19 protein-coding genes and 1 pseudogene are annotated in these 24,386 nt (G+C 63.9%); 5 read left to right on the top strand and 15 right to left on the bottom strand.

What is annotated here, in order from left to right:
- Window positions 1-15: 15 nt before the first annotated feature.
- Window positions 16-667 (top strand): annotated as a pseudogene (locus AB4079_RS09375) (NAD-dependent epimerase/dehydratase family protein); the annotation flags it as partial.
- Between the two features lie 77 nt (window positions 668-744).
- On the opposite strand, the gene AB4079_RS09370 reads toward AB4079_RS09375, so the two are convergent.
- Genes AB4079_RS09370 through AB4079_RS09345 form a run of 6 tightly spaced genes read right to left on the bottom strand, consistent with a single transcriptional unit; the run spans window position 745 to window position 9,971 of the window.
- Window positions 745-2,139, bottom strand: coding sequence for a mannitol dehydrogenase family protein (locus AB4079_RS09370; protein WP_441787024.1), 1,395 nt, complete (start codon window positions 2,137-2,139; stop codon window positions 745-747).
- On the bottom strand, window positions 2,136-3,527 hold the full coding sequence (uxaC, locus tag AB4079_RS09365) for a glucuronate isomerase (protein WP_441787023.1): 1,392 nt from the start codon (window positions 3,525-3,527) through the stop codon (window positions 2,136-2,138). The genes AB4079_RS09370 and uxaC overlap by 4 nt, the downstream gene beginning before the upstream one ends.
- On the bottom strand, window positions 3,527-4,159 hold the full coding sequence (locus AB4079_RS09360) for a bifunctional 4-hydroxy-2-oxoglutarate aldolase/2-dehydro-3-deoxy-phosphogluconate aldolase (protein WP_441787022.1): 633 nt from the start codon (window positions 4,157-4,159) through the stop codon (window positions 3,527-3,529). Before AB4079_RS09360 ends, uxaC begins: the two co-directional genes overlap by 1 nt.
- Window positions 4,152-5,078: a sugar kinase gene (locus AB4079_RS09355; protein WP_441787021.1), complete on the bottom strand. Its 927-nt coding sequence runs from the start codon at window positions 5,076-5,078 to the stop codon at window positions 4,152-4,154. The genes AB4079_RS09360 and AB4079_RS09355 overlap by 8 nt, the downstream gene beginning before the upstream one ends.
- Window positions 5,071-6,288, bottom strand: coding sequence for a mannonate dehydratase (uxuA, locus tag AB4079_RS09350; RefSeq protein ID WP_441787020.1), 1,218 nt, complete (start codon window positions 6,286-6,288; stop codon window positions 5,071-5,073). Before uxuA ends, AB4079_RS09355 begins: the two co-directional genes overlap by 8 nt.
- A gap of 14 nt (window positions 6,289-6,302) precedes the next feature.
- Window positions 6,303-9,971 (bottom strand): glycosyl hydrolase 115 family protein, encoded by a 3,669-nt coding sequence (locus AB4079_RS09345; RefSeq protein WP_441787019.1) that lies wholly within the window; start codon window positions 9,969-9,971, stop codon window positions 6,303-6,305.
- A 359-nt stretch (window positions 9,972-10,330) separates the two neighbouring features.
- Between AB4079_RS09345 and AB4079_RS09340 the strand changes: the two genes are divergently transcribed.
- The gene (locus AB4079_RS09340; RefSeq protein ID WP_441787018.1) at window positions 10,331-11,365 is read left to right on the top strand and encodes a LacI family DNA-binding transcriptional regulator; all 1,035 of its coding nucleotides are present in this window, start codon (window positions 10,331-10,333) and stop codon (window positions 11,363-11,365) included.
- Between the two features lie 459 nt (window positions 11,366-11,824).
- Here the strand turns inward: AB4079_RS09340 and AB4079_RS09335 are convergent, their stop codons facing one another.
- Together AB4079_RS09335 and AB4079_RS09330 are read right to left on the bottom strand one after the other, a co-directional pair.
- Window positions 11,825-14,638, bottom strand: a complete 2,814-nt coding sequence (locus AB4079_RS09335) for a beta strand repeat-containing protein (protein WP_441787017.1) — start codon at window positions 14,636-14,638, stop codon at window positions 11,825-11,827.
- 421 nt (window positions 14,639-15,059) lie between these two features.
- The gene (locus AB4079_RS09330) at window positions 15,060-15,887 is read right to left on the bottom strand and encodes an SDR family NAD(P)-dependent oxidoreductase (protein WP_441787154.1); all 828 of its coding nucleotides are present in this window, start codon (window positions 15,885-15,887) and stop codon (window positions 15,060-15,062) included.
- Window positions 15,888-15,967: 80 nt separating this feature from the next.
- Between AB4079_RS09330 and AB4079_RS09325 the strand changes: the two genes are divergently transcribed.
- From AB4079_RS09325 to AB4079_RS09315, 3 genes are all read left to right on the top strand, one after another.
- A complete protein-coding gene (locus AB4079_RS09325) occupies window positions 15,968-16,393 on the top strand; it encodes a MarR family winged helix-turn-helix transcriptional regulator (protein ID WP_441787016.1) in 426 nt (141 codons plus the stop codon).
- A 426-nt stretch (window positions 16,394-16,819) separates the two neighbouring features.
- Window positions 16,820-17,227 (top strand): hypothetical protein, encoded by a 408-nt coding sequence (locus AB4079_RS09320; protein ID WP_441787015.1) that lies wholly within the window; start codon window positions 16,820-16,822, stop codon window positions 17,225-17,227.
- A gap of 51 nt (window positions 17,228-17,278) precedes the next feature.
- Window positions 17,279-17,416 carry a hypothetical protein gene (locus AB4079_RS09315; RefSeq protein WP_441787014.1) on the top strand — a complete coding sequence of 46 codons (138 nt, stop codon included), beginning with the start codon at window positions 17,279-17,281 and terminating at the stop codon, window positions 17,414-17,416.
- Between the two features lie 138 nt (window positions 17,417-17,554).
- On the opposite strand, the gene AB4079_RS09310 is transcribed toward AB4079_RS09315, so the two are convergent.
- The 7 genes from AB4079_RS09310 to AB4079_RS09280 form a co-directional block, all read right to left on the bottom strand.
- Window positions 17,555-18,274, bottom strand: coding sequence for a class I SAM-dependent methyltransferase (locus AB4079_RS09310; protein ID WP_441787013.1), 720 nt, complete (start codon window positions 18,272-18,274; stop codon window positions 17,555-17,557).
- A gap of 105 nt (window positions 18,275-18,379) precedes the next feature.
- The gene (locus tag AB4079_RS09305) at window positions 18,380-18,538 is read right to left on the bottom strand and encodes a hypothetical protein (RefSeq protein ID WP_441787012.1); all 159 of its coding nucleotides are present in this window, start codon (window positions 18,536-18,538) and stop codon (window positions 18,380-18,382) included.
- Between the two features lie 403 nt (window positions 18,539-18,941).
- Window positions 18,942-19,316 (bottom strand): helix-turn-helix domain-containing protein, encoded by a 375-nt coding sequence (locus AB4079_RS09300; protein ID WP_441787011.1) that lies wholly within the window; start codon window positions 19,314-19,316, stop codon window positions 18,942-18,944.
- A gap of 1,074 nt (window positions 19,317-20,390) precedes the next feature.
- Window positions 20,391-21,071: a ThuA domain-containing protein gene (locus AB4079_RS09295; protein ID WP_441787010.1), complete on the bottom strand. Its 681-nt coding sequence runs from the start codon at window positions 21,069-21,071 to the stop codon at window positions 20,391-20,393.
- Window positions 21,068-21,946: a sugar phosphate isomerase/epimerase family protein gene (locus tag AB4079_RS09290; protein WP_441787009.1), complete on the bottom strand. Its 879-nt coding sequence runs from the start codon at window positions 21,944-21,946 to the stop codon at window positions 21,068-21,070. The genes AB4079_RS09295 and AB4079_RS09290 overlap by 4 nt, the downstream gene beginning before the upstream one ends.
- Window positions 21,943-23,151, bottom strand: coding sequence for a dihydrodipicolinate synthase family protein (locus tag AB4079_RS09285; protein WP_441787008.1), 1,209 nt, complete (start codon window positions 23,149-23,151; stop codon window positions 21,943-21,945). The genes AB4079_RS09290 and AB4079_RS09285 overlap by 4 nt, the downstream gene beginning before the upstream one ends.
- Entirely contained in the window at window positions 23,148-24,329 is a 1,182-nt protein-coding gene (locus tag AB4079_RS09280; protein ID WP_441787007.1) for a Gfo/Idh/MocA family protein, read from the bottom strand. The genes AB4079_RS09285 and AB4079_RS09280 overlap by 4 nt, the downstream gene beginning before the upstream one ends.
- Window positions 24,330-24,386 lie beyond the last annotated feature (57 nt).

Here is a 24,386-nt window from a genome sequence, read left to right as displayed (position 1 = left end):
CAGCGTCGGAACAGGCTGCGACGCACGTCGTGCGGGCATGCGGAGTTCGTCCCGGACGGTGTCCCCTTCTATCGGGCCACGATCCTCGACAGCGAGCTGCTGTCGTCGGTCTTCGCCGAGAACCGGATCAGTGGCGTCGTGCATGTCGCCGGGTTCAAGTACGCGGGCGTCTCGGTGCAGCGTCCGCTGCACACGTACGAGCAGAACGTGACCGCGACCGCTGTGCTCCTGGCCGCCATGCAGGACGCCGGCGTCGACGCGATTGTCTTCTCGTCGTCCGCGGCGGTCTACGCGACGCCGGACGTGGACATCGTCACGGAGTCGACTCCGAAGAGCCCGGAGTCGCCGTACGGCGAGTCGAAGCTGATCGGGGAGTGGCTCCTCCGTGATCAGGGAGTCGCCGCCGGGTTGCGCCACACCTCACTGCGGTACTTCAACGTCGTCGGCCGAGGGGCGCACCCCGCGCATCAACGGCACCGACTACCCGACGCCGGACGGCACCTGCGTTCGCGACTACATCCAGGTCGCCGATCTGGCGGTCTCGCATGTCGCTGCGGCGAAGCGACACTATGCCGGGGAGCCGATCGAGGCGGTCTACAACCTGGGCAGCGGTGACGGCGTCTCGGTCGGCGAGATCATGTCGACCGTGGCCGAGGTGACGGGCATCCGCTGAACCCGCACCGCGTCCCTGCTGCGGGTCTGCGAATCACCGCTCGGGCAAGCAGTCACTCGCCACGGCCTCGATTAGAGGATTTGGGTGAGGCCGTCGACCGCCTCTGACACTCTGCGCGAGAATGTCTCATCAGTGGCGAGGTCGGGGGCGACAATAGCGAGAAGTTCTCGGATCGGTTCCGCGCTCTGCTCTGCCACGCTGATGTCGTCGGCCCGCTCGTCGGGGACCTGGGGTGTCAGCTGCAGGGAAGCGATCCACGCGGCGATGGCTGTGGCTGCAGCGTCGGCGCCCCGTCCTGCAGCAAGTTCCAGTCGTGCAACCGGGGCGACCCGAACACCGAGCTTCGTTGCCGAGTCGGTTGCGATCTGGGTGAGGGAGTGCTCGATTCGCGGGTTCGCGAACCGCTTCAGGAGTGCGTCGCGATAGGCAGGAACGTCGAGTTCCTCTGCGAGATGGTGGGAGGCCTCGTCCCACCATGCTTCGACGTGACCAAGGCACTGATCGTCCAACATCGCCTCTGCGACGGCCCGATGTCCTCGGAGCCTTCCAGAGGCTGCGAGGAGGGTGTGCGCGCCGTTCAACATCCATAGCTTCCGAGATTCGTACGGTCCGATGTCTGCGACGAATCGTGCACCCGCGCTTTCCCACTGCGGGCGACCCGACGGGAACTCACCGCTGAGGGTCCAGTCGGAGAACGGTTCGGTCGCGACCGGTGCCGCGTCGTACCAGCCGGTGGCGCTCTGAACAGCGTCGAGCAGGTCGTCTGTGGCACGTGGGGTGATTCGATCCACCGACGTCGAGACGAACGATGCGCCTGTCGGCAACCAACCGGCGAGGTCAGGGGATATCAGGTTTGCAAGGGTGGCGAGGGCTTGCGCGAGCACGCTTCCGTTGGCGGGGATGTTGTCGCACGGGACGATCGCTACTGCAGGTGCTCCCGAGCGTCGGCGCCCTTCGAGGCCGAGCAACAGTCTGCCGAGCGTGGTCTGCGGCGATGCTGTCTCAAGGGTGTCCGAAATGATCGCCCGTTGGAGCTCACCGATATCCCTAACGATGAGCGGATCGTTGAGGTCGGGCATACCTGTCGGGGTGAGGGAGTAGCCGGCCTCGGTCACAGTGAGCGTGATGATGGCCGTGGTCGGCGCGCTGGCGTAGCGCATGTAAGCGTCCCGGTCGGTCGCAGCGCGCGCGTCGACGATGCTCGTCACATGTTCGTAGAGATCCTCTTCGGCTCCACGTTCGACGAGCGTGAAGACACCTCCTTGTGGAGCAAGAAGGTCAGGGAGCGAGCCGGAGCGCCCCGAGAACGCGGCGATACCCCAGTCGGCAGCGTCTTCCGCCCGGCTGGTATACCAGGCTTGGTGGGCGCGATGGAAGGCGCCGAGACCGAGATGGAGGATGCGCACGGGCGGGCTTGATGCGGCGATACGGGAACGGGTGATCTGCGGTCTCGTCTTCTCGATCACAGCTTGAACGCCTTCTTCGGGATTGAATCTACGAGGTCTTCAATGATGTGTTCCGCGGCTGCCATGCTGACGCGGCCGTCCGCCACCAGGCGCGCGAGGAATGCCGCGTCGGCACGACGGGCGGTGTTGTGACGCGCCGGAATCGACAAGAAGGCGCGGGTGTCGTCGATAAACCCGGAACCCCGGTAGAACCCTGCTGTTTCGGTTACGGCGGCGCGAAACCGCCCGATCGCGTCCGGGGCATCGAGGAACCACCACGGGGCGCCGATGTAGATGCTCGGGTAGAAGCCGGCCAAGGGCGCAAGCTCGCGGGAGAAAGTTGTCTCATCGACCGTGAAGAGCACGAGGTGGAAGTCTCTTTCCAGTCCGAATCGTTCCAGCAAGGGCCTGAGCCCTTCGACGAATGTGGTGGTGACGGGCAGGTCGTGACCGGTGTTTGCGCCGTAGCGGCTGAGCGTGGCGCTGCTGTGATTGCGATACACGCCGGGGTGCAAGGTCATGACGAGGCCGTCGTCGACGCTCATTCGCGCCATCTGGAACAGCATGTGCGCTCGGAAGAGCCGAATCTCGTTGGTATCCCCTGTGCCAGACAGAACTCGGGCGAAGAGGCTCTCCGCTTCCATTGGTGATAGGTCGGCGGTCCACGTGTCGAAGACTCCGTGGTCAGCTGAGACTCCACCATGCGATATGAAGTACTGACGCCGTTGTTCCAGAGCCGACAAGTAGCCACCAAACGTCGCGGCGGTGGAAGTGGTTGCGAGGAGGCGGTTAACCGATTCGGCGAAGTCGGGCGCCTCTGGGTCCAACAACCGGTCTGGGCGGAATGTTGGCAGGACTCGGAACCCGTCCGCTTGCAGGCGAGCGTGATCTTCGAGGTCGTCGAGCGGGTCGTCGGTTGTTGCGAGGACGTCGATCTTGAAGCGCTCGAACAGCGCTCTGGGCCTGAACGCTTCCATGCCGAGGTGCTGTTGAATGATGTCATAAACGTCGTCGGCTGTCCGAGCGGACAATTCCTCGCGGATCCCGAAGACGCCCGCGAGTTCTTCCGCCATCCAGTACCCGGTCGCGGTGCCCGCGAACACGTGCCAATAGGAGCAGACGACGCGCCACACCTGCCGTGGGTCAGCGTCCGGTCGTCCCACGCCGAGCCGGTCGAGATCGACGCCACATGCGTGAAGCAGTCGGGTCAGATAATGGTCTCCGGTGACAAGGAGTTCCGCGGGGTCTCGAAATTGCGTATTTGAGGCGAGTAGGCGCGCATCGACGTGGCTGTGTGGGGAGATTAGCGGCGCATCTTCAATTCGCGCGAGGAGTTCTGCAGCGATGTCGCCGGTCAGGGTATCTGTCGGCAGCAGTCGCCTGGCGAACTGCCCAGTCGTCGCCCGCACTAGCTGCCGCTTCCCAATGAAGAGCGAATGCTCGAGGAGATCAGTTCGCCGACCTTCGCGATCTGGTCTTCTGTATCGAAGGCAGAACCGAGTGCCACAACGTGGCATCCTGCGTCGAGGAACGAACGCGCAGTCTCGGGCGTGACGCCTCCCGTTGCGACGAAGCGAACGTCCGGGAACGGTCCGTGCTGGTGTCGGATCCATTGGGGCCCGAGTCGCTCGGCCGGGAACGCTTTTAGCCAGACAAAACCCAGCGAGAGAGCCGACTGGATCTCCGTGCCGGTTGCGACACCCGGAATGTGGGGGAGACCGAGTTCAACACTGGCGCGCGCGACTTCTTTGTCGAAACCGGGGGCGACCGTGAATGCCGCCCTAGCCTTCTTGACCGCAGCGAGCTGGTCAGCGGAAATGATCGTTCCGGCTCCGACGTCAAGCCCGCGGTCGCGTGCTTGGTGCGACACCGCCGCGAGGACGTCGAGATCCTCCGGTGTCTGAACGGGCACCTCTAGGATCCGTACGCCGGCGTCCCAGGCTGCGTTGGCGAGCAGCATGGTTCGCTGAAGCCCTTGTCGCCGGAATATCCCCATGATCGGCACATCGGCGAACGTGGTTGAGAAGTAGGCGTCAGACATCGATACTCGCCTCCATTGACGATAGTGATTCGAATGGTGCTTGGTCGGAGTGGCTCCGCAGGACGACCCCGGCGGCCGCGTGTCCCGCGGCAAGACGCTCCTGCGGACCGTCTCCACGATGGAATGCGGCGAGCCAGCCGGCGGCAAACGCGTCGCCGGCGCCGACGGGCTCGATGACGTCCACTTTCGGGGAGGGGACACTCATCCGCTTGGTCCGTGTGAACTCGGTGGCCTCTATGTCAGCGTCCTTGACGACGAGTGAGGGGACATCCGGGAGCAACCGTCGGATCTCCTCCGCGGTCGCCGTTCCCCAGAGCGCTTCTGCCTCATCCCGCCCAACGAACACGATGTCGGCACGGGCTGCCAACGTGTGCAGCGTCACCGCGGCTTGGTCTTTGGAGGGCCACAACGATGGGCGGTAGTTGACGTCGAAGCTGATGGTGGCGGGCGCGAGCGCGCCAGTAACGATGGCTTCGGCGAGCGCTTTCGTCGAGAGGGATAGAGCGGCAAGGATGCCCGAGATGTGTACGACTGCGGGCGGTGTGATCCCGTCGAGGTCGGATGGCGAGAGGTCCGTCGCCGCGGACCCTGCCCGATAGTAGAACACTTCCGATGCGTGCTGGCCTGCGTGTTTGACCATCAGCCCGGTCGGCCGAGTCGGGTCGACGGTGACGTGGGAGACGTCGACCCCGCGGCGTGCGACGCTTGCGCGGACGAGGTCTCCGAGCGCTCCTGGTCCGATTCGGGAGAGCCATGCCGTGCGGAGACCGAGGGCCGCAGCGCCGATCGCCACATTGCTCTCGGCGCCTCCTGCGCCCAGAAGCACCCGTGCGTCGATTTCGATGCTCCCGTGATCGTCGGGCGCAACGAGCACCATCGCCTCACCTATGGTGAGAAGGTCGAAGCGCGTCTCACTCATGCTCTTGAGGGCACGGCCGTTCGGCCTGCTGGCTAAGCAGGCGCGTCACAGCGAGCTCGACGCCGCGGAGCTGAGCGAGTCCCTTCATCCGTCCGACGAGGGCGTAGCCGGGGTACGTCGGCCGGCGCAGGTCGTCGAGGAGGAAGTGCCCGTGGTCCGGGCGCATCGGGATCTCTGAGGCTTCTTCTCCGTCGCGCCGGCGTCGCTGCTCTTCAGTGACGAGAGCTTGGATGACCGCGACCATTTCCACGCCGCCGTCGATGTGGCTGTCTTCGAAGAAGCTTTTGCCGTCCGACTCCAGTGTGACGTTCCGTAGATGCGCGAAGTAGATGTGCCTGGCAAACCGTTGCGTCATTGCGACGACGTCGTTGGTGGCTACCGAACCGAACGAGCCGACGCATAGGGTCAACCCGTTCGCCCATGACGGTTTTGCCTCGAGCAGGTTCTCGACATCCGCTTCTGTGGAAACGACGCGCGGCAACCCGAACAGGGGTCGGGGCGGGTCGTCGGGATGAATTGCGAGACGGATGCCAGCTTCTTCTGCTGCGGGAACGACATCACGCAGGAAAGCGGTCAGATTTCGTCGAAGGGTATCCGCGTCGATGCCGTCGTAGAGTGCCAGGCCAGCGCGCAGGGTGTCAAGATCGTAGGATTCGCTGGAACCTGGCAGGCCTATGAGCACCGTCTCGGTGAGTGCCGCCTTGGCCGCGTCGTCGGCGTTCTCCCACCAAGCGGTAGCCCGAGCTCGATCCTCTTCGGTGTAGTCCGATTCGGCGTCGGCTCGCCTCAAAACGAACAGGTCGAAGGCTGCGTGGGCGGCGAAGTCGAACCGCATCGCGTAGCCGCCAGTGGGCAGGGGATGACGCTGATCGGTACGCGCCCAGTCGATTACCGGCATGAAGTTGTAGCACACCGTCTTCAGACCGCAGTTCCCGAGGTTGCGCAAGGTTTGCGCGTAGTTGGCCACAGCCTCGTCGCGTAACGGCCCGTTCCATTTGATGTGTTCATGTATCGGCACTGATTCGACCACGCTCCAGGTCAGGCCGGCCTCGCGGATCATTGCTTGACGCTTCCGAATTTCTTCGATGGGCCAGACGGCGCCGTTGGGGATGTGGTGGAGCGCGGTGACGATTCCGGTTGCGTCCGTCTGACGGATCTCGGCGAGCGTGACGGGGTCGTTCGGGCCGAACCAGCGGAAGGTGTGCTTCAACGGAGTCCTCGGTTTCAGGTGAGAGCCGAAACGGTCGGCGAATGCTGATCGTGAATCGGCTGATGGAAGGCGACGGGTGGAGACGCGGTCCACGCCGAGTCGATGGGGGGAAGCTCATCCCCGGTGGTCAGGTAGATCCTGTCGATCCGCAATCCGGAACGTCTGGCCAGCACGGAGAAGACGTGAGGCCCCGCAGGGATTTCGAGGTCGGAAATTGCAGCCCACAGCCACACTTGGCGGGTCCCGTATGTGCACAGGTCTCCGCCCGAGAACTGCCTTTCGACCGGCTGGATCACGCCGTCGAGAGCAACAAGGCACGAGTCGTCGGACCGGTCTGCAAATTTGACGAGCATCCAGACGTGGTAGGTGCCACCTTCGACTGCATCAATTGCGTAGTGCAGTCCTGGAGCCGCGCGCGGGTCCTCCCAGAACACACCGGACGGTTGAACGTGCATTGCGAGTCCGGTGCGACCTCGGGATTCCGACTGGGTGTGCGACCAGGTGCTGTTACCGTCGCGAGATGGTGTCGTCCAGGCGGCCTGCGTATCTGCGAGGGCGATCTCAGCTTCGATGGCGATGACTCCGCCGGTACCGGATGCGCCAGGGTTGAGTTCATCGAGTACCTTCTTCGTCCCATCCGCATGTGTCAGCTGAACGGGCTCACCTCGACGTTGCTGACTGACGGATGAGTAGGGTCGGAAGGTGGTATCGCCATCCCAGAAGTGCCTGTCGGCGTATGCCTGGTCAGGCAATTCGAGGGTTGACGGGTCTACGCGCAGGTAGTCGCGCGTAATTCGTTCAATCGAGGCTAGATCGAAAGCGGCGGGGTCCATCAGGGTCTTGGGAGCCATTGCGTGTCGTGTGTGAGCGCTGAAAGCGGGGCCGATGTTGCTTGCAATCGGGGCACTGGTATGGATCACGATCTTGCTGATGGTCACATGGTCGTCGATCGCGTGCACGGAGAGAGTGTGGACACCTGCGGCTAGCTCGGGAATGGGCACAGTCAGTCGTTCGATGTTGTCGAGGATGCCCTGCTCCCACATGCCGCGATGTTCGTCCGTAGTGACACTTTCGATCGTGATCGGGCTTTCGCCGTCGAGGCTGATGGCGAGCCGGATTCGTCCGGTGGCGTCGAGAGTTGGAAGCCGGTGAATCTCGAGTTGGTGTGCTCCTGGGGTTCGCAGCTGGAAGCGAAAGTCCACGCTTGCCGCCGCGTCGGACGTTTGCATGTCGAGAGCGCGCGCTTCGAGCGCCGCGGAACCGTACCTGCTCAGGAGGGGGGCGGCCTCCCAACGTGATGTCGTCGCGGGATGATCGTCGTCGGGCAGCGCGGGATCGATTGAGACGTACCCATCCGCTTCAACCCATCCCACGAAGTCCTGCGGTGGCGCCTCCGCATCCACAACCCGAACGGTCACGATGTGACGGGCCCCCGTCGCTGCCTCGATTACTGTGATCTGGCCGGTTCGCCCACGGTTCGATGACGATTCGACCCGGACGGCGACTCTCCGCTCGGTCTCCACGACACCGGTGCGGGCACCCACGGTAATCCACGGGTCGCATTCGATGGTGTACTCCACGCCGGGCACCCCGGTGCAGAAGAGTTCGATCCATTTGTCTTGGATCCCGTCGGGCCAGAACGTCAATGAAGGCTTCGAGCGTTCGGAATCTCCCCATGCGATCACGCCCAGGCCGCGGCCCTGGATCGTTAGGGCGGGCGTGCCAGCCGGATACAAGGGCATGACCGGCGGTGGGAACGCTTCGGGGGTGAACATGCCGTCCCATATGCCGCCGGACATGCGGTGGTTGTAGAAGTCGATGACAGCACGCTTGTGGTCGTCAAGCGCGCGGGAGAGCGCGACGTATTGGTCGGCTGCGGCGCTTTTTCCTTGGCTGGCGGCGAGCGTGCTTCGATCGGCGTAGACAAACTCCGCGTTGACCAGGTATGCCATGTGGATCTTGACGGCAAAGAGTTGGAAGAAGGAATCACGTTCCTCAGCCGGTAGTCGCAATAGCAGATCGTTGGTGGCTGTGTAGAGAACTGCGAGTTCGGACAGTCGTTCGCTCGCCTCATCCCCATAACCTGTCTGGTGGAACACGCCGGTGTTAAGGTGCTCGTACTTTCGCTGGTTGTTCAGTCGGTAGTAGTCGGCGTAGATCCGTGCGGCCTCGGCTCCGATGCCGCCGCTGAACTTGGAGTCCATCCACGCGGCAGTGAACCGCTCTACGTCGCTGGTCGACCGCTCCTTTCCTGCCTCCCACGCACTGCGGAGGAAGAATTCCATTTCGAGCTCGAGCGGCTTCAATCCTCCGATGTTGTCCACCCAGAGTTGCCGAATTCCTCGCTCCCACGCATTTCGCAACTCGGACTTCATCAGAGCTAGAGGAGTCGAGGATGTCGCGAGGTAACTGGTCGTCGGAGTCGACCAGTAGGACGAGTGGTAGTAGAGACCGTGCCCGCCGGCACGACGAAGTTCCGCGGATCCAGGGAAGCGGCGAATGTATCCGAAGTTGTCGTTGGTCCACACCACGGTGACGTCATCCGGCAGCTCAAGCCCCGCGTCGTACAGCGGAAGAACCTCTTTGTAGGGGATGAATATCTGCGGGGCCGCACTGGCGGACACAGACAGTGTCGACGCCAGAATTGTGCGCTGGTTCTGGATCGCCTCTCCCAGGAGTGCGACCCGAGCAGCCAAACGCTCGTCTTCGGTCAGGGAGGCGTCCTGATCGATAGCGGCTGTCTGGAATCCAGTGTCGTGAATGCCGCGTATCCCCAACGTCCAGGTGACCTCGTAGTCCTTGTTCTGCTCCACGCTCTCGCGCCAGTACTCGTGGAGCCGGTCGCGGTTGCGTCCCTGCAGCGAATAGTCGTAGAGAACCGGTTCGGGCTGCGCCTCCTCCCAGGGGCGAAACTCATGTTCGTTGCTTCGCAAGAGGATGTCGCAATGGCTGGAACCGATAACGATCCCCATGTCGTGAGCGAGCTTGCCATTGGCGATATCGGTGTTGAACGCTCGGACATGCATTGCCGGCCACAAGTAGTTGCCTTTGAGGCGAAGGATCAATTCGAAGAGGCGTTCATAAGTGGCCGGGCCGAGCGTGCCATCTGCCGTGTGTGTGGACGCCCAGCGAACCAACTCCTCCTCGTCGTTGATGAACACTCCGCGGTAGCGCACAGATGGCCAATCAACGATTTCGACATCTGGCACGAGAGCGAGCTCGTCCCGTGGACGGGTGGGGGTCTGCCCCCACCAGGCCCAGGGCGAGGCGCCCAGTTGTTCGCTGAACTCATAGAGCCCGAAGATAGTCCCGCGTCGATCTGCGCCAACGATGTAGAGCGTCTCATCGATCAGCTTGATGAGATAGCTTTCCGGTCGCAGCTCACCGTCGGGGTCGCGCAGCACGTCAAGGTTGAGGATGTTGTCGTCGATAGCACGTTGGATCAACGGGGAAGTCCCTGCAGTTCCGACAACGGCACCTCCCCGGCTCGTGTCCTCGACGACCGCGTGAACTCCGGCGATACGGCGGAGATCTTCAGCGACGCTACGGGCCGCTCGCCCGACCGCGATCGATTCCTCGCGGGCCAGAGCGATTGACATGCCCGAGCCACGCCGCGCAATGACCGCACCGCGTTCTCCGGGCGCGGTGAACAGAGCATTGATCGATGGAGCTGTGAGCGACATTGGCCGTTATTCCGTTGCGTTTGGACACTGGTATGCCGAGCTGCATCAACCGGCACGTTGCTTGACAATACCAGAAAAGTGATCGTTCACTAAATACTCTGCCGCGTGCCTCGTCGCCAGGTATCGGGGTGGCATGTCGACCCGACCCGCGGCAACGGCTCACGAGCTTGACACAAAGTTATCGTTCACTAGAATAGTTACAGAAAACCAGCAACATCCGGGGTCGATCCACGATGGTCGCAACTAAGCACGTGTGACGCTGCGGAAGCCTGGATCAGTCGGAGACGATGATGATGGGGTTGCAGCGCTTTCGGCGTTGACGTCATACGATCAGCGACATGTCGGTGAGGAGCGATGATATGAGCGCGGTCGAAGGCTCTGAGCAGGAACACCAGAAGCGAGCGACGATGTTGGACGTCGCTCGTCACGCGGGAGTTTCGCATCAAACTGTTTCTCGCTATTTGCGGAACAACGGCGGCCTCAAGCCCGCCACAATCGAGCGGATCGACCGTGCCGTCCAGGAGTTGGATTACCGTCCGAACCTGATCGCTCGATCGATGCGGACTATGCGATCGAATCGAATCGCTGTCGTGCTCCCAGAACTCAGCGAATTCGTCCCTACCGCCACCCTACGTGGTGCCGCAGGCGTGGCGCACGAGGCAGGCCTTCTGATCGATGTCGTCAGCCTCGAAGGTAATGAGCGTAATCGGCGTGACCGAGTTCTCGAACTCCTGGACGGTGAGCGAGTCGACGGAATTCTGTCGCTAACGCCATTGGGGGAAATTCTCGACTACCCGCAAATCCCGGGACTGGCGCCGATCGTGGTCGTTGGCGAGTACGACGACAAGATGCGGTCCCGTGGCGTCTTCGCGGATGGTGCTCTCGCTTCAGAAATCATCGAGTACTTGGCCAGCTTGGGGCATCGCAGATTCCTTCACGTCGCCGGGTCTTCGGAGTGGGCCTCGGCGCGTAACCGCCGTGACGTCTATATCGAAACCGTTGATCGGTTGGGGCTGGAGTCTTATGGCGTTGTGGATGGCGACTGGTCGTTGAGGTCGGGATATGAGGCCGCGCGTGATCTCCCGTCCAATTCGGGAGTAACCGCGGTTCTTGGCGCCAACGATTACGTCGCGCTTGGAGTGATCCGTGGATTTCAGGACAGGGGCGTCAGGGTTCCGGACGATGTCAGCGTATTCGGATGGGACGACGAGCAGTTCACCCAATATATGTCCCCAACCATGTCCACGGTCGCTCTCGACAAGGAAAGACAAGGGCGGCAGGCGATGCAAACTCTTATCGCGCGTGTCCGGGGCGAAACACCACCATTGTTCGACGTGGAAAAGACTGGTCGACTGATTTTCCGCGGGTCGAGCGGACCGGCACCGCGAATCTGATCGACTCCCGCTTTGGGCGTCGGATCGAAACTGGTCAACCGGCTCTCGCGGAGTCGTGTTGCCGACCGTGCCGACGTGAGCTGTTGACGCCGCTGGACTTCTGAAAGGTTTCGTCGCGTTGGCTTCCCATCGCACCGTGGCAGCATCCGGCGGCCGGCGATCCGCCCCCTTCGGGACACGACGAGATGACATGCGAAAACCCCTTCCGAGTGGTTCTCGTTGCGACGGTCACTGGAACCATTTGAGGTCGTGTTCGCACGCTCGATGCGGTCGCCGGCGCGAGGGATGTATTAATGCCGCAGTGCGGCCTGAGTGGGGGCTCAGAGCCGCACTGCGACACGGCGGAACGGGATGCTACTGGACCAGCATCTGTGCATTGTTCGCACGTGCAGCTGGTTTCGGCTGTCGTTGTCGGCGATCTACTTCCTCCGTCACACTCGCCGGCATTGAAGATCCGGGTCAGTCGCGAGAGACGGTCACGTTATTGATGTAGACAGACCCCACTTCGCCGCCGTTGGCGTACCAAGCGATCTTGCCGATCGAGGGCATCGATGTACGGAATGAGGCGTTCGTGATCATCGGTTGGCCGTCGAGATCCATATCGAAGCTTTGGTTCACGGTGTCGATAGTGAGGGTGACGGTGTACCACTGGTTCAGGTTGTAGGTGGTGAGGGTTTTGAGTGTGCCGCCTTCGTACGCCTCGATCTGGCCGTGAGCGAAGGCGACGCTGACTGCCGGGGACCCGCCCGCGTTATACACGTACGGCAGCCCGAAGTATCCGCCAGAACTGTCATTACGCATGATCTGCGCCTGGATGGTGACCAAGCCAGTCAGCGGTGTGGAGTAAACCCGCGCCAGGTTCGTGCCATCTGTGCCGCCCTGGCTGTTGGTGCGGTTGAGGTAGCCGCTCTTGTCGGTGGCAGAGGGCACTTGGGCGACGTTCACCGTGTTGCCGGTCGAGACCACCTTCCAGCCGTCTGTCCCGTTCGCTAGTGAGCCGGTCGGAAGGTTGTCGAAGGTCTCCGAGGTTATGGTCTCAGTGCTCTGGCTCTTCAGGTAGAGGCCGCCGATATTCACTGTCTGTGTCGGGCTGAGCGAGAAACCGCTGCGAGCGATGCCGGAGTAGCCGAGCGCGGAGGCGACGAATGAGTAGCCGCTGCCGACGGGTACGTTCTGGGCGGTAAAGCTGCCATCGTTGCCCGATGTCGGGGTTGCGACGGTCGAGCCGTTCTCGGAGACGGTCACCTGGGCGTTCGAAACGGGGTTGCCCCGCTCGTCGATCACCGTGCCTGTGAAGGTGCCGGTGGTCGAGGTGGCAGTCATCGTGAAGTTCTGCCGGGTGAACGTGCCGTCGGCTATCGTCACGGTTGACTGGTAGGTCTCGTAATCCGGCGCCGTCGCCATGAGGGGCGCATCCGTTGCGAACGGCACACCTGATATCACATAGAAGCCGCTTGAGTCACTGGTGGCTGTGTAATTCGTGCCGCCCACGCTCACCGCAACGCTTGCACCGGCAACAGCGCTTCCGTATTGGCTGGTGATCGTTCCGGCGACGGATTCGGTGTTCTGGCCGGCCGGTGTCCGGTATTCGAAAGCTCCGATGTCGGTTGCGGTGCCGTTCGGCACGGGGTTACCGGCATAATCCACTCCGCCATTGCCTGTGATCGCCAGGGCGGAATCGATGAAGCCCGAGCCCGGCTGCAGGGCGTACGCGTCCGCCGTCGCAAGTTGTGTTCCGTCCGCGCTGCCGTACGGGCCGGTCGGATCGGGATTCACGAAGCGTGCATCGCTAACGGTGACAGCTTTGGTCTCCGATGATGGAATCTTTGTCTCGTTGGAGGTGTAGCCGTTGTTGTTGTACTTCAATGCTGATGCTGACACAAACGCGGTATCTGAGCGCTCCGAGGCGAAGATGTTGTTCGTCATCGTCACGGTTCCCTTGATGGAGCCGGAGGTCATGTTCGGTGCGATCTTGTTGTAGAAGGTGTTGTTGTACACCTGCGCCGTCGAGCCGCTCACCTGAGAGAAGTAGATGTTGCGGTTCGTGCTGTTCGCGACCACGTTGTATCGAATGGTCGCGCTCCCGAATTGCGGGCTACCGCAGGCACACAGAAGGATGCCGTCGGCGTTGTCGTGCAGGTAGTTGTACTGGAAGTACTGGTTGGTGGTACCGATATCGGGGTCGAGCCCGTTCGCGTCGGCGCTGTGCTGCGCGTAGTGCGTACCCATGATCTCGTTGTACTGAACGGTGATGTTGTCGGTCATGTTGCTTTCGACGCCGGAGACGCCGACCTGGTCGATCACATTCCCCTGGACGGTCCCGCCGCGCACACCTGTGATGTACACGCCGTCTCCGCCGAACGCCGTACCCGCTTGTGTGATGTAGTTGTTCTGGATAATGACGTTCGTGAACGGCGTGAACCTGCTGTCGGTTGCGGTCGCTCGCTGGCCCCAGCCGGTCGAAACGGCCCCAGGGGCGTCACCGCTGTACTGCTTCGTGGAGATTCCAGAGAAGGAAGTGTTTTCCACTCGGGAATTCTCGATCGTCAGACCGTCGTAAGTGGTTGCCGTTCCAGGAGCCGCAATGTTGGCGACGGAGGCGTTGACGATGATCCCGCCCGTGTTCTTGGACCTGTCCCAGCCCGTTCCCCAATTGACGCCGGGGGTGTCGTTGGAAGCGCTGCCGCCGACCCAGTTGATCTGTCCCGTCACATCGTGGACGTAAACCGAGTCGATGGTGATGTTGTGCAGAACCGTTCCGTTGTTGCCATGAACTCCGATGCCGCGGAAGTCACCCAGGTTTGCTCCAGGGGTTTGCGTAGCCGGAACCTCGTTCGACACGTCAAGATTGCGAATCACCCAGTACTGCTGATTGAGCAACTCCACCGCATCACCTGCGGACCCTTGGCCTTGAATCTGTGGCTTGGCACCCGTTCCGTAGCTGTCGATGGTGATCGGCGCGCTGACCGAACCAGATCCTTTCGCCCACAACTGGCCGACCCACTGATCGCCCGATTCAAAGTGGATAGTGTCGCCGGGCTGGAACGTCGCGGCGTCTACCTTCGCAAGCGACTGCCACGGCGCGTTCGTGCTTGTCCCCGAGTTCTGGTCACTACCCGAGGTGCTTACGTAATAACTAGTGCCCGTCGATCCTGACGCGAGGCTCGCCGTAGCTGGGACTAGAGCTGCCGCAACGGATGCGAGGGCGGCGAGCCCAGCTCCGATCATCAGGCGTTGAGATCGATTTAGTACAAGACCCTTGAGTTGAGTCACAACGAACCCTCTCCTTTGAGGTGAGCGCCCGCGCGATGGTGGCGGGTTTAGCGCTCGATATAGTGATGGGCCGACAATAGTGAACGATCATCCTCAGTGTCAACAATCAAGCGTGTGGAGAATTTCGTATCGTTGAAACTCCCGGCCAACATGAGCGTCCGGCTGGGAATCACCGGACAATCGAGCGGTCGCAAGTGAGAGTACGCGCAAAGTGAACGATCATTAAAACGTCTTAGCCCGCAAGCGTGGAGGGTTTATGGATCGCGCTCATCGGTGTCGTGCCGCGCGACGGTCGATGGACGCACCTCGTCGAGCCATGCCGCGGAGCACTGCTCGGGGAACTGGATGTTGTCTGGCGGGCCGCTTCAGGGCCGCCCGCCAGACCAACGTGGGCGCTGACGCGTCGCCCAATCTTGAAGCGTCAGCCGTTGGCTTTATGCGACAGCGCCTCCCATGACTTCCACTCGGCCAGTCGAGCGGCGTATACCTGTGGCACCATGACCGTGGGCGCGATCCCGAAGAACACGCGAAGGGGAGGTCTCTCGCTGTCGACCAGCTCGAGCATCGCTTCACCGACGGCGTCAGGTTTTCCGTACCATTCGGCAGGCTGGCTCGACCATCCCGCGGCGATCTCCTCACGAACCTGGTCATATGCGGTGATCGGGCTGGCATGAATCGCGCTGGATCCTGCCCAGTCGGTGTCATACCCGGCCGGCTCGACCAGAGTGACGTCGATTCCGAAGCCGCTCACCTCCTGGGCGAGCGCGTCGCTCAAACCCTCCAGCGCCCATTTCGACGCGTTGTAGCCACCAAGGCCGGGGAAGCTCACCACGCCACCGACGGTGGAGATCTGCACGATGTGCCCGGAGCGCTGGGCGCGCAGAATCGGGAGCACGGCCTGGGTCACATGGAAGGCGCCGAAGAAGTTCACCTCGAACTGGTGACGAAGCTGAGCCTCATCGAGTTCTTCGATCATGCCGAACAGTCCGTAACCTGCGTTGTTCACCACGACGTCGATCCGACCGAACCGGTCGACCGTTGCCTGAATCGCTCCGTCGACGGCGCTCCGATCGCTGACATCGAGTCGAATCGGCAGCAGCGCATCACCGAACGTCGCCTCCATTTCAGATAGTGAGTCGACATCACGGGCGGTAGCGGCCACGCGATCGCCGCGACTGAGCGCCGCTTCTGCGAATCGGCGTCCGAAGCCCCGCCCCGCACCAGTGATGAACCATATTTTGTCCGTCATTTCCAACCACTTTTCGTTAGACGTAAGTTACTTAGCGTTAAGCAGCCTAGCAGTGAGGTAAGCCGCGATACAATTCGGTCGTGACGAATCTCCGGGAACTCTTCGACGATCTCGTGCGAACCAAGGCCCTGATCTGGAGCGGGATCGACCGTGGCCTCGCAGACGGAGGTCTCATCGGCCTAGGCCCGCTCAGCATGCTCAACGCCATCCATTCGCGGGGGCGGTGTCGAGTGCAGGATCTGGCCGTGGAAGCCATCATCACGACCGGAGGGGCCAGCCAGGCGGTCGATCGCCTCGTCCGCATGGGACTCTGCCAGCGGATCGACAACCCTGATGATCGACGATCGTCCCTCGTCGAGCTCACCGGCGACGGCGTCCGGGCCATGAGCGCCGCAAATGTGGCGTATGACGAGTTGCTCGAGACGTACTTCGCGCCGATCCCAACGGGGGAGCGGGTGGCGCTGGGCAGCGCACTTGGTCTACTGCGGGCGCGCGCGACGCCCTGAAACGTGTGGTCGCCGAACTCAATCGGTTGCAGTTGCGCACGATCGCACCTACCTACCGGGGTGCCGCAAACGACGGCGGTCTCAACGGGTGAGATGCACCACCCGACTCTGACTCGAGCGAAGTTGCACGGGGCCCGGAGACCGGGGCGACTTTCTCCACAGTCTTGCTAGCGGAGGGTCTTGCACGAGGTTGGTTTACCCGCGGCCGGCGCCGCTCGGCAGAGCCCTGCGCCGGTTGAAGTGCTCACCCCGGCTCGCTCGGCCAGGTCATAAGTTGTCGGCCGCCGGTTTCGAGGTGACTCGTCGTTCGGTGCCCCGGCCGTTTATGCGTCGGCTGGATCGCCTCGGAGGTACCGAGCGGATCCTGATCGAGACATTGCACGAGCTCGAGGACAAGGGCGTCGATATCAAGAGCCCACCGAGCCGGTGATCGACACCACAAGCCCGATGGGCAGGGCCCTGTTCGGCTTCGTCGCCGCGACCTCCGCCATATTCAGTAGCGAGGGCGAGGCAATCGCCGAGGGTGTCGCCGCCGCTTTGCAGATCGATCCCACCCATGACCACATTGCGAAGCTGCTGGCCGATCCGTACGACGAGCGGCACCTGTTCCTCATTGTCGGGACGACGGGTCTCAGCAATGCGGCCGCGTACGCGCTCATCGAACCCGGCGAGGTACCGTCTCAAGATCCCGCCCCCCCGATCGGAATTGATCACCTGTGGCTCGCGCCTGGTTGGGGGAAGACGGTCACGGTGTGGAGCCGTCCGACTGGATGGCGTCACGAGCGCCTGCCCGATCCGCCCCGATCAGCTGAGCGGAGCCCAGCCACTCGTTGACGTCGGTGTCTAAGGTTCGTACCGAATGGGCTGACGGCAGCCTCAAAGAGAATGGAGCTTCGCGAGAAGAAGGCTGCACGTCGAACGCAACACCTCACAGCGCTGCCGGACGACCCTCCAGCGATGCTCGCGGTCCGCGACACCTACCGCGCCCGCATCGCCGCCATCGTGCGCTCCGTCACCCCCTGACCGCTCGATCCTCCGTCACCCCGCGACGCGCCAGCACGAGCTCGAACACGTAGCGTCTCGTGACCCGTCCGCCGAACTCGGCGTCGATCACGTTGCCCAGACACAGCAGAAGTCCCTCGCGTGCTTCCTCCGGCAGGCTCAGGATGTTCGAATACGTCCGCTGCAGGTCGAGGAACTCCTCTGTCGAATACGTGATTTCGACGGGGAAACGGTGGCCCTCCCATCGGTCACGAGTGGAGACGCGCCAAGTTCGTCGGTACTCGGCGGTAATCGCTGTTCCTCGGGCGGTTGGAAGTCGGCAGGGGCGTCGGGTTCGAAGCGCTTGTAGCAGGCTTGGGTGCGCGTGAAGTAGCCGGGAGTGCCGCCGGCGACGTGATGAGTCCACACGATCGCCAGCGTTCCGCCGACCCGCACGGACGCTGCAGCCCGCTCCACGCGCGTGGCCGGGTCGAGCCAGTGGAAGGCCGTGGCGCAGAAGAATGCGTCGAACGGTTCGCTCGGCAACGTCCAGTCGTCGAAGGAGCCGGTCACGATGTCGACGTGGGGCTGATCGGCGGTGTGCCGGCGCGCGACCGCCGCTAAGTGCGCACCCAGTTCGACAGCCGTCACGCTCCAGCCCCGCTCGGCGAGCGCCCGTGTCGCCTGACCGGTTCCGGGGCCCACCTCGAGGATGCGCGCCCCACGCGCGAGACCGCCGTACGCGGCCATCCTGTCGTACAGGGCGGCGGGGTAGGTCGGGCGCCGCGCGGCGTACCGCTCTGCGTTGTCGTCGAACGTCCGCCGCCGGGTCTCGCGCATACACAGGATGCTACGCGCGAGCGTCCGGCCGCTGGGCGGTTGCCGCTTCGGCTTGCGCATCCTCGAGCGCTGAGCCGCCTTCCACTCGCTGACGTCGACACGGATATAACGGACGCAGGTTTGTCAAGGATGGGTACCGGTACGGTCTCGGCCGTCCCTGAAGCTTCAGTCTGAGAAGCGAGCCCGCACGAGGGTTTCCTGCTCGTCTTCAAGCTCCCATCGCGCGCGGTGCTCGTGGTCCGGGTACTCCTCGCGAAGGAACGCGCGGATGGTCTTCGCGGACACGTCCAGCTGGTCAGCGAGCTCGCGCGGCGTGGTCGTCATGGCCGCCATCGTATCGAGCCATCAGGGCCGCGCCCGGGGGACGGCCAGCGGGATCTTCACGCTGACCAGACAATCCGGTCGGATCTCCCTGGAACCAGGACGCTTCTCGGTTCGAAGCGGAGGCATCGACGAGGGAGTGATCCGCGCCCGTTCGGGGCCATCACCGTGCATGAGAAGGGATCTCTATTTCGCATCGTTGTCGCCACCGCACAAAAATCCCGGGAGGTTCTGCGGAGATGAGGCCCGCTGAGGTCGAGCGGTAAGGCGCCCTCCAAAACTGCGGGGTCGCGGCTTCGACCCAACCGGGCCGGCTGTTTGTAACGAAGTTGACCCGACTTCCGCTCGCCACCCATGAGAGGAACCCGTCGCTGCGAAGCCGTGGCCTGACATCGACGCGGCGCCGCTACTCGCCGTAGCCGGATTGCTTTCCTGGTCGGTGGCCCCCGTTACGAACGCGCGAGGCGCGCGCGTGCTCGATTGGCGTCGGCTTAGGGACGGTCGGCCCGGGAATGGACGCGACCAGTTCGGTGATGTGGATTCCCAGGGCGTCGGCGAGAGCGACCACAGTAGTCAGGCGGGGGCTGTGTTCGCCGCGCTCTATCCGGCCATAGGTTCCCACGTCGATACCGATGAGCTCGGCGAGTTCGACTTGTCGGAGTTGCCGCCGCTTTCGGACGTTCCGCAGCTCCTCGCCGAAGAAGTACGCGATGGCCTCCTGGCGACCGGGGGCGGCGAAGGTCCCAACCGGTGCTCCTTGATGGTTGCGTGCGCCTGTCATGTCGCGACTCTAAACGGGGAGACGGGCGCCGCGGAACAGAGGGATTGCGAGGATCGCGTACCAGCCGAGCACCCTCCACGCTCGCGCTTCGCCAGCACTGGTCATTTACGGTGTTATGTCCCAGGGCATCGGCCTTTAGCTGTAATTCCCCGTGAGGTTGTGAACGTGGGCTGTGGGTCCTGATTAATGGCGTATGAATGTGTCGCGCTCGCACTCGACGAAGGAGTCGACTTCATTTGGTACGCGTGATCAGCAGCTGACTTTCGCACTCGCTCGCCCCCGAGTAATCTCCGGCCTAGTGGGTCGCCGCAGCGACACGGCCGCGATCGTTCAGCTCGGAGGTCCCCTTGCCGCCGGGCTGAACTCACGTCGTGAGACGGGAAGACTCCCCAGCTGATCCGCTGGTTCTATTAGTTGAGCGCTCAAGCTCGACAAGCCCCGGGGCAGATAGGCAACGCTTGACAACACTTTGACAACACTTGGGCAAAATCGGACAGTATCGAGCGGCGCTAACGGTTATCAAAGAACGGCAGGATTTCGCGGAAATCTGGCACCTGCCCGGCGATACCGGCACCACCGCTAGAGTTCGAATCCCACGCCCTCCGCGGTGTCATGAGTCGCGACATAGGTCTCACCTGAGTCGCGTCATGAGTTACTGAGGGAGAGTCCGGCCATTGGCCGGGCTCTTTGTCGTGGTTGGTCCAGTAGCTGTGTTCTGGGTCGATGGTGTGGGTGGACAGTGGTCGAGGGGGGTGTGCCGGCGAAGCGTGCGGGACGGGCCTCGGCTGAGGCTGCCCCTTACGGTGCGCCGGAGGGGAGCCGCCTCGCGGTCTCCGCCTAGCGTCGGAGATCCCGCCGCTATCGTCGGAGACTTGCGCGCATCCGGGCCCAAATCTCCGACACACTGCGGCCGGTCGGAGATTCGCGCCCGTTTCTCCGACGCAAGGCGCGCCTGTCGGCGGTCAGCAACCGACTGTCGCCTCTGACCCGACTCAGGTGTCACCTCGCCGATCACATTCTCGAGCCCGCTTCACACCTCACGTGGTTGGACCGGCCGTAACGCATCGAGGCGAGCTAGTCGATGAGCCAGCGGATGGCTTGAGCGAGCAGGGCACGGTGGTCGTCGCTATCGTACGAAGCGGTGTCGTGGCCCAGGGCGTCGTAGAGAACCCGGGCCTTCTTCGGGCCGTAGGTGCGTTGCCAGACGATCGGATGGTCTCGGCCGTTCTCCTGATGGACGGCGAGGACGGTGTTATCCGGTTCGACGCTCAGGTCCGTGTATCGCTCATCCTGGACGCTGAAGTCGGCGATCCCGTTGTTGACGTCGGTCTGATCGGGGCCGATTCGGACGGCTGCGGGGCCGTAGTCAGGGTGGAAGCTGGTGCCGCGCTCCCACATCCCCCCGACGATGCTTCGCCATTCCGGAACTCCTCGCAGGGAGGTGACGGTGGCGTGGAGGGCGAGAAGAGGCCGCCCCGCCTGCAGGTACGACAGCAGGCCGACCCGGGCGCTCGCCTCCGCGGCGGGTTGCGGATCGTCAGGGTGGTTGAGCGCCGGATCGCCGAAGTTCATGACCAGGAGGTCGGGGAGCTCAGCCGGTAGTCGCGACATCCGCTGGTCGACATCCCCGTCGATGGTGACGTGGAGGCCTTCTGCGCGGAGGATTTCGGCCAGCCGTTCCGAGGTGGCCGGGAACGGGTGCCACGGGTCGGCGTAGCGGCCGGTGCCGCTGAGAATGATCGCGTTACGGTTCATGCTGGGTGCCTGGTGTCTCGGAGCGGAATATGGTCGGTGAACGCCTGGGCCGTTCGAGCGACCACCTCGGCCGGATCGGTTGCCCAGATCTCCGCGTTGAAGATCTCCACCTCGACGTCGCCACTGTATCCGGTCGCGTTGACGGCTGCGGTCAGACGGCCGAAGTCGACGTGGCCGTCGCCCATCATCCCGCGGGCGAGCAGGGCGTCCGCCGGGATCGGAGTGAGGAAGTCGCAGACCTGATAGCTGGCGATCCGTCCGCCGGCGCCCGCCCGTGCGATCTGCGTCTGCACGTCCGGGTCCCACCAGATGTGGAACGTGTCGACAACCACTCCGACGGAGGCGGCCGGGAACTGCTCCGCGACGTCGAGCGCTTGACCCAGCGTCGAGACGACCGCGCGGTCGGCGGCGTACATGGGGTGCAGCGGCTCGATAGCGAGGGTCACCCCGGCTTCGTGCGCCTCCGGCTCCAGCTCGGCGATCGCCTCGGCGACCCGCGCGCGGGCTCCGACGATGTCGGTGGACCCGCGGGGGAGGCCGCCGGCCACGAGCACGAGGACCGACGCCGAGCCCGGCGCGCCTGCGGCGCCGAGCGTTGCGGTCTCCTCGATCGCTCGGCGGTTCTCGTCGAGCGCGGCGCGCCGCTCGGCACCTTCCAACGCTGTGAAGAATCCGCCGCGGCACAGGCTGGAGACGCGCAGGCCGGAGTCCGCGACCATTCTGGCGGCGTCGGCGAGTCCCACATCGGCGACCGGCTCCCGCCAGAGCCCGATCGCCGGGATGCCGGCGCCCGCGGTCAGGCGGAGCGCGTCGGCAAGGGTCGCGTATTTGATCGTCGCCTGATTCAGGGACAGGCGCGGGTCGGCGGGGGTCATGCGTCGAACCCGTGCAGTGCGAGCAGTCGGCTCCAGCGTGCTGCTGCCAGCTCGGGACGTTCGAGCGCGCCGGCCCGGTTCGCGAGTCGGAGGATCTCCGACAGGTGCGGAAGGCTGCGTGCGGCATGGAGCCCGCCGACCATCGCGAACGACGGCTGGTGGCCATTGAGCCAGGAGAGGAAGGCGACGCCGGTCTTGTAGTAGTAAGTCGGCGCAGCGAAGATCTGCCGGGACAGCGCCTCGGTCGGACTCAGGATCTGACGGTACCGGTCGCTGTCGCCGGCGTCGAGCGCCTGGATGGCAGCGGACGCGTTCGGGGTGATGGCTGCGAACGCGCCGAGGAGCGCATCGGAGTGCGCGCCATCCTCGCCGTGGATCAGCCGCACGTAGTTGAAGTCGTCGCCTGTGAACATCCTGGCGCCCTCCGGCAGCCGGGATCGGAGACTGACTTCGGCGTCCGCGTCGAGCAGGCTCATCTTGATTCCGGCGACCTTGTCACGGCCGGATTCAATGATCCGGACCACCGTGTCGGCGTCGCCGAAGTAGCCGGCGAGCTGCGGGTCGAACGCTTCACCCAGCCAGTGCAGGATGACCGGCGCGCCGGCCGCGTCCAGCACCTCCCGGTACACGCGCGCGTAGTCCGCGGGCGACTCAGCGGCCCGTGCGAGGTGCCGGCTGGCCATGAGGACGACGCCGGCGCCGGCCTCCTCGGTGAAGTGCAGCTGCTCCTTGTAGGCGTCGATCACGGCGGTCAGCGAGACGACTTCGTCGTCGAGATGATCGGTGTTCACGCCCGCGACGACGGCGCCGCCGACCGCGCGCGCCTCCGCGGCGCTGCGCGTGATGAGTTCACGGGTGGTGGCGGCGTCGAGTCCCATGTTGCGCTGCGCAGTGTCCATCGCGTCCGCCACACCGAGGCCCCAGGAGTGGACGTGGCGGCGGAAGGCCAGGGTCGCATCCCAGTCGAGGTCGGCGGGGGCGCCGGGCGCGTTGTCGGCCCAGGGCTTCGGGATGACGTGTGCGGCGGCGTAGACCACCCGCGAGCGCAGCGGGGCAGCGGGCCGGTCGTAGCCGGGGGCGGCGCCGAGGTCGGCGCTCTCCGTCGTGCCGTCGGCGTTCAGAAGCGTCACCGGGAGGGCGGGGGGAGTGCCGGCATCGCCGGTGCCGCTGGGGTCAGCGGTACTGCGCAGGGCGGAGAGGCTCATCGCGCGATCCCGGCGAACGCCGGAGCTGCGTCCGGCAGCCTCACCGCGGGGAGGTCGATGCGGCGGCCTTCGCGGGACGAGCGCAGGCCCTGCTCGGCGAGCTGGACGCCGCGCGCGCCGGCGAGGAAGTCGTAGTGGTTGGGGGCGTCCTCCAGCACGTGTCGGAGGAACTCCTCCCACTGGGTCTTGAAGCCGTTCTCGAAGACGTCGTTGGCCGGGGACTCGATCCAGTCGGCCGCGTAGTCGTGCTCGTCGGCGAGGTCCGGATTCCACACCGGCTTGGGAGTGGCGTTGCGCGGTTGGATCCTGCAGCCGAACAGTCCGACGACGGCGCTGCCGTGCGTCCCGTCCACCTGGAACTCGACCAGCTCGTCGCGGTTGACCCGGGTGGTCCAGCTGGAGTTGAGCTGGGCGGTGATCCCGCCCTCCAGCTGGAAGATCGCATAGGCGGCGTCATCGGCTGTCGCCGCATACGGGTGGCCCTGCTCGTCGACGCGTTCCGGGATCTCGGTCACCGCGTGCGCGTAGACCGACTCCACTCGGCCGAAGAGGTTCTCGAGAACGTAGCTCCAGTGCGGGAACATGTCGACGATGATGCCGCCGCCGTCCTCGGCGCGGTAGTTCCAGCTGGGCCGCTGTGCGGCCTGCCAGTCGCCCTCGAACACCCAGTAGCCGAACTCGCCGCGGACCGAGAGGATGCGGCCGAAGAATCCGGAGTCGATGAGCCGCTTGAGCTTGCGCAGTCCAGGGAGGTAGAGCTTGTCGTGCACGACCCCGTTCTTGACGCCGGCCTTCTCGGCGAGGCGGGCGAGCTCGAGCGCCTCCTCGAAGCTCTCGGCGGTCGGCTTCTCGGTGTAGATCGCTTTGCCCGCGGCGATCGCCTTGCGGATCGCCGCGCTGCGCGCCTTCGTGACCAGGAAGTCCGCGTAGATCTGCCAGCGGTCGTCGGCGAGGGCTGCATCCAGGTCGGTCGTGTAGTCAGCGATGTCGTGGCGCTTGGCGAGTTCGGCGAGCTTCTCCTCCGACCGGCCGACCAGGAGCGGCACGACCTGCACGCGGCGACCGTCCGAGAGGAGCACTCCGCCCTGCTCGCGGATCGCGAGGATCGACCGGAGCAGATGCTGGCGGTAACCCATCCGCCCGGAGACGCCGTTCATGATGATGCCGATGGATGACACGTGTACTCCCTCAGTGGACGATCCGATCGGTGACGACCGTTGGAAAGCGCTTACCAG

Origin of the sequence: Leifsonia sp. 2MCAF36 (assembly GCF_052115525.1) — a bacterium.
GTDB lineage: Bacteria > Actinomycetota > Actinomycetes > Actinomycetales > Microbacteriaceae > Leifsonia.
The sequence above is the reverse complement of the archived record's forward strand: the minus strand, read 5'-3'. Positions and strand labels throughout refer to the sequence as shown.

What these genes read in the sequence shown, in the direction of transcription:
- AB4079_RS09310 (WP_441787013.1), bottom strand. Translation starts at nt 18,274, where the DNA reads ATGCGCAAGCCGAAGCGGCAACCGCCCAGCGGCCGGACGCTCGCGCGT.
- AB4079_RS09340 (WP_441787018.1), top strand. Translation starts at nt 10,331, where the DNA reads ATGAGCGCGGTCGAAGGCTCTGAGCAGGAACACCAGAAGCGAGCGACG.
- AB4079_RS09290 (WP_441787009.1), bottom strand. Translation starts at nt 21,946, where the DNA reads ATGACCCCCGCCGACCCGCGCCTGTCCCTGAATCAGGCGACGATCAAA.
- AB4079_RS09360 (WP_441787022.1), bottom strand. Translation starts at nt 4,159, where the DNA reads ATGTCTGACGCCTACTTCTCAACCACGTTCGCCGATGTGCCGATCATG.
- AB4079_RS09345 (WP_441787019.1), bottom strand. Translation starts at nt 9,971, where the DNA reads ATGTCGCTCACAGCTCCATCGATCAATGCTCTGTTCACCGCGCCCGGA.
- AB4079_RS09295 (WP_441787010.1), bottom strand. Translation starts at nt 21,071, where the DNA reads ATGAACCGTAACGCGATCATTCTCAGCGGCACCGGCCGCTACGCCGAC.
- AB4079_RS09315 (WP_441787014.1), top strand. Translation starts at nt 17,279, where the DNA reads ATGGAGCTTCGCGAGAAGAAGGCTGCACGTCGAACGCAACACCTCACA.
- AB4079_RS09330 (WP_441787154.1), bottom strand. Translation starts at nt 15,887, where the DNA reads ATGACGGACAAAATATGGTTCATCACTGGTGCGGGGCGGGGCTTCGGA.
- AB4079_RS09305 (WP_441787012.1), bottom strand. Translation starts at nt 18,538, where the DNA reads ATGACGACCACGCCGCGCGAGCTCGCTGACCAGCTGGACGTGTCCGCG.
- AB4079_RS09285 (WP_441787008.1), bottom strand. Translation starts at nt 23,151, where the DNA reads ATGAGCCTCTCCGCCCTGCGCAGTACCGCTGACCCCAGCGGCACCGGC.
- AB4079_RS09300 (WP_441787011.1), bottom strand. Translation starts at nt 19,316, where the DNA reads ATGACAGGCGCACGCAACCATCAAGGAGCACCGGTTGGGACCTTCGCC.
- AB4079_RS09355 (WP_441787021.1), bottom strand. Translation starts at nt 5,078, where the DNA reads ATGAGTGAGACGCGCTTCGACCTTCTCACCATAGGTGAGGCGATGGTG.